This is a genomic window from Arthrobacter sp. SIMBA_036 (assembly GCF_046535135.1).
GTDB lineage: Bacteria > Actinomycetota > Actinomycetes > Actinomycetales > Micrococcaceae > Arthrobacter.
This window is the reverse complement of sequence record NZ_JAWRXG010000336.1, coordinates 1-252: the sequence shown is the minus strand read 5'-3', so window position 1 is coordinate 252 and position 252 is coordinate 1. Positions and strand designations below refer to the sequence as shown.

Below are 252 nucleotides of genomic sequence, written 5' to 3'. Positions count from 1 at the left end.
GACGCGTTATCGATGATCCGGTTAATCACCATGTCAGTGACCTCGGCCGTGACCTCTACCGGGTCGGCGGCGACCACGGCGATCTTATGGGCCAACTGCTCCTCGCGCGGAAGGTTCTCTTCGCTCTTATAGACGCGGACGTGGTTGTTCTTGACCATGGTGCTCCTTGTGGTGGGACGTTCTAACGGGCCGGATGGACGGCCTTGACGTGGGTAAGGCTGCGGTGCAAATGAAGTATCGTGGCGGCTTCGG

1 pseudogene is annotated in these 252 nt (G+C 59.5%); it reads right to left on the bottom strand.

Features of this window, described 5'->3' with window-relative positions:
• Positions 1-158 (bottom strand): annotated as a pseudogene (locus SB659_RS20105) (MmgE/PrpD family protein); the annotation flags it as partial.
• Positions 159-252 lie beyond the last annotated feature (94 nt).